Annotated in this window: 3 protein-coding genes; 1 reads left to right on the top strand and 2 read right to left on the bottom strand. The window is 38.7% G+C overall.

Features of this window, described 5'->3' with window-relative positions; all coding sequences use genetic code 11:
• The first annotated feature begins 680 nt into the window (after positions 1-680).
• Positions 681-1,673 carry a virulence RhuM family protein gene (locus tag Q8907_13345; protein MDP4275256.1) on the top strand — a complete coding sequence of 331 codons (993 nt, stop codon included), beginning with the start codon at positions 681-683 and terminating at the stop codon, positions 1,671-1,673.
• Positions 1,674-1,780: 107 nt separating this feature from the next.
• On the opposite strand, the gene Q8907_13340 is transcribed toward Q8907_13345, so the two are convergent.
• A complete protein-coding gene (locus tag Q8907_13340; protein MDP4275255.1) occupies positions 1,781-1,918 on the bottom strand; it encodes a hypothetical protein in 138 nt (45 codons plus the stop codon).
• A 301-nt stretch (positions 1,919-2,219) separates the two neighbouring features.
• Complete coding sequence (locus Q8907_13335; GenBank protein ID MDP4275254.1) at positions 2,220-4,172, bottom strand: cellulase N-terminal Ig-like domain-containing protein; 1,953 nt, start codon at positions 4,170-4,172, stop codon at positions 2,220-2,222.
• Between the last annotated feature and the right edge of the window lie 167 nt (positions 4,173-4,339).

Genomic DNA, 4,339 nt, shown 5'->3' with positions numbered 1-4,339 from the left:
TCGAAACTGCTATCACACATTCGTAAACACGCACATGCCATTCATCAAACTAAAGGCTTGCAAAAGAGGTTTCGCCTCTACAGCCCGAGTAACCGCCTTTTTGGACTGTTTAAAGATTACACAAGTTCAAAAAGCAATATAAATTTGTGGATAGGTTCAAGCGGATTGACAATGATTTGAGATTATAAACTAAATAATTGATAAACAACCTGAAATGAATGAACACAAGTTGACAATCGTAGTCCGCAGCTAGGCTAAAAGCCTATCGGAAAAGCTCCACGCCATTGTAGTGCGTACGCGAGCTGCGCTCCTCCCTTTACAGCGGTTTCCGTTAGTTGACGGACCCTATACAATACCTAAGCCGGTTGCGTACTCGCCCGTCCAGATCCTTTTGTTTTACTTGTTTACAGCCGGTACCGGATTTTGCCATTTGGCTTCCTTTGTTGCATACCTCACGGGAAACCCCTTTCCGCCAACTGGCGGATAATGATACAGGCACGGCCCTACGCATAATGGACTTTCACCCTCTGGAAAAATTCGCAAACTTATCGCTTGCTTTGTAAAGTTTATTTGTATTTTTAATTTTTTTCAGGAGTATACGATAAGTAGCATTCATGCTAAGAAAACCGCTATTTACGTAAAATTCATTAAAAATGATTAGTTTTGAAAGAAAAATTTGAATGTCACAAGAATCTGAAATAATATTTTATCAAGATGAGGATGGAAATGTAAAAATAGAAGTTTTCTATCATGATGAAACTTTTTGGATGACGCAAAAATCAATAAGTGAACTTTTTGGAGTCCAAAGACCTGCAATAACAAAGCATATAAAAAATATTTTTGAGAGTGGCGAATTACTTGAAACTTCAGTTAGTTCCATTTTGGAACATACTGCTGAAGACGGTAAAAAATACGATACAACATTTTTTAATCTTGACGTAATTATTGCTGTTGGATATAGAGTAAATTCCAATAAAGCAACAAAATTTAGAATTTGGGCAACTAAAGTTTTAAAAGAGTTTATAACCAAAGGTTTTGTTCTGGACGATGAGCGTTTAAAACAAGGAAAACAATTCGGAAAGGATTATTTTGATGAGCTGCTTGAACGAATTCGAGAGATACGAGCAAGCGAAAGAAGGTTTTATCAAAAAATCACCGACATTTATTCCCTTTCCATTGATTATGACAAGTCTGATTTTTTAACCAAGGAATTCTTTGCGACAGTCCAGAACAAGCTTCATTGGGCCATTACAGGTAAAACGGCTGCGGAAATTATTTATTCGTCAGCTGATGCATCAAAAATATATATGGGTCTGACAAATTGGAAACATGCACCTGATGGAAAGATATTGAAATCAGATGTTTCAGTCGCTAAAAATTATTTGAACGAAGAACACATTAAAGAACTCAACAGGATTGTTTCTGCATACTTGGATTTAGCGGAGAGTCGCGCCGAAAGGCAGATTCCGACAACAATGGAGGATTGGATTAAGTTTTTACATCAATTTTTGGAACTGTCAAGTTTTCCGATTTTAAAAGACAAAGGGAAAATTACTGCTTTAGAAGCACAACTAAAAGCAGAACAAGAATATGACAAATACAGAATAATACAAGACAAGAGTTACGAATCTGATTTTGATAAAGAAATTAAGAGATTGAAGGGAGAAAAATAAAGCACGAAATGCCCCGATAGGCTGTTAGCCTATAGAAAAAGCTCCACGCCATTGTATTACCTACACGAGCTGCGCTTATCCCTTTCCATTAAAATGTAAGCCTGACATTAAACTTCAGGCACGTATACAGCCAGTACCGGATTTTGCCGTTTGGCTTCCTTAATTGCATACCTCACGTGAAAACACCTTTCCACCAACTGGAGGATAATGCTATACGCACAACCCGGTGCATAAGGGACTTTCACCTGCTGGAAAAATTTGCACTTATCGTTTGCTTTGTAAAGTTTATTTGTATTTTTAATTTATTTCAGGTAAAAGCACTACCATGAATTAACACCACCACAGGGAACGACCATTAAAATTTGGAATAAAAATATCCATGACCTGTGCCTGGGAATTACATGCATAAGACACATCTTTATAAACTTTTCCTTCGTGGATTCACTATTGTCCTGCTTTTATTGACCATCAACTGCAGGTTATTGAATAAAAAAACTACTCAATAAAAAAAACAAATATTTATCCATCTTAATTTTTCTTAACTACTTAATGGACTATCAAAACTGATTCAACACCCAAACCCAAATATCCGTAAGAGACTTTGATCTCTGTACCTTTTTTTGTTTTTGGAACAGAATATTTTGCAGTAAAAATTCCGGAATTCGCCCCGGTTTCTGTTACTTCAAGTTTCTGGGGCAATTCATTTCCATTTTTTATTTCCACCCAACCTTTATCTATTTTGTTCCAATCCTGATTCAAAGCAGCCTTCAATTCAATAGTAATGGTTTGACCCGATTTAACTTGGGAGATTTCGTTTTTCGATTCTGCATCAAACAATTTTATTTGTTGGCTTCCCAATGTGGCAAAAGTCACGGTTGCCTCCCAGCCCCTGTTCGAAATGCACCATCCTTCGGTGGCATAAGCATTTTTACCAAAAACCTGCCCTTCATTTTGGCCGATAATCTTCTCCACGTTTTTGGCAATAGGAAACTGGTTATCCAAGGGTGTCCCATCCAAAGTACCTCGAACTAATCCAAGACGGCCATAGCCATTGGGATGAGCTTGTGGCCAGCCTTCTTCTACCCCATCCCAATATCCACCAATTTTCACTCTTTCCTCACTTTTATTGCTCAGATGTGTACCAACCGGATTCACACCAAAGACGAAATCAACTTGAGCCCAACCCAAGTCACGTAAAGACTGATCATTAAGTATATGAGAAACAGCAAACATTGAGCCTGCTAATGCAGGTGCACCACCCAACTCTTTGGTTTTCGGATGTGCCCATTCCGTTTCGCTGTGCATACGATATTTCCAAAAATTATTGGTTTTCTGTTTCATGTGATTAGCCCATGCGACCAGTTTCTCTTTCGTACCGGCAGGAGCCTGGTCAGGAGCAACCATTAAAAACCAGGCTAAAGCCTGAGGCGTTATATGTTCTGCGTTACGGATCCACCACATATGGCGTGGGTTGTTAAAATCCCAATTGGTAATAATATCCTGAGCGCTTTCCTGTGCATACTTCAGAAATTTTTCGGGATGCCCATCTTTCTCGTTTTTCTCGCACAAATACATAAACAGGTTACTGAAAACAGATTGACCAAACGCATTCCCCATCTCATTAAATTCCTGAAATCCTGAATCGACCCACTTTACACTGTAGGTCCAATATCGCACTACTTTATGCCTATCATACTTTTCCCAGTTGTCCAAACAAGCTTTGCGATATTTCTGATATTTTTCTTCAGAAAGGTATGGTTTCAGGAAAGAATGATAAGCGGCACATACAGCGGCAAGGTGATCAAGAGTATTCCAATAATCGTAATTCATGCGAGGCTGGCCTTCATAACCAAGCGAACCATGGCGATAACCGGTTGGACCGTTATAATTAATGAATTTGTATGCAAATTCGGCATGCCAGAGAATAAGATCAATTAGGTCGGCAACATTTTTATCTCCCAATTCAGTCTTCCAATTGTCGTAAAGCGCCGGGTTAACCGCATATTGCAAAACTTCGAAAACAGCCTCCAAACCATACGCACCACCATCGCGTGATGGACCGCCACCATATACTTTAGACATATCATATTTGTCCAGATCGTCATAACCACGAACATCGACAAAGAAATCATATGCCAGTTTAGATGATATTTTTTCCATTAAATGGTCAGCAATCCAGAAAGGGACTGACTGTCCCCGTCCATCGACCTCAACTACATATTCATCGCCAGAACTAACAGGGTTCAGACTGGTAAACCACCCCTGATTATTCAACATTTTTCCTTCAAAAACAACTTGATTATTTTTCTTGTTTTTTATTTTGAACGGAGTTCCATCGGGTGCACCATAACAAACAAAGCGTTTCGATTCTCCCAGATTATATCCGGCCTGGTTGACAAAGGGTTTGTAAACAGGAGCAGCCTCTTTTGACTGCGCATTTCCAAATGCATAAAAACACACAGCACAAATGACCATGAGAAAAAACCTTATACTCTTCATATTACTTTTTTTCACTATTTCCATTTTGAATAAAAATCAATTTTGACAGGCCCGATTAGTCCCGAATTTGTTCGCCCAACATATTGCGAAATTGTGTTTAGGTAATGGTTACCCAGCGTATTATATACAAGAATCTCAATTTTATTATCTCCTGAAGTCAATTTCCC

The organism is Bacteroidota bacterium, from assembly GCA_030706565.1.
Lineage (GTDB): Bacteria > Bacteroidota > Bacteroidia > Bacteroidales > JAUZOH01 > JAUZOH01.
Note: the sequence above shows the minus strand (reverse complement) of the source record. Positions and strands in the feature narration are given on the sequence as shown.

Bases quoted from the DNA above. Each gene is read 5' to 3' on its own strand.
- Q8907_13345 (MDP4275256.1), top strand. From the start codon at position 681: ATGTCACAAGAATCTGAAATAATATTTTATCAAGATGAGGATGGAAAT.
- Q8907_13335 (MDP4275254.1), bottom strand. From the start codon at position 4,172: ATGAAGAGTATAAGGTTTTTTCTCATGGTCATTTGTGCTGTGTGTTTT.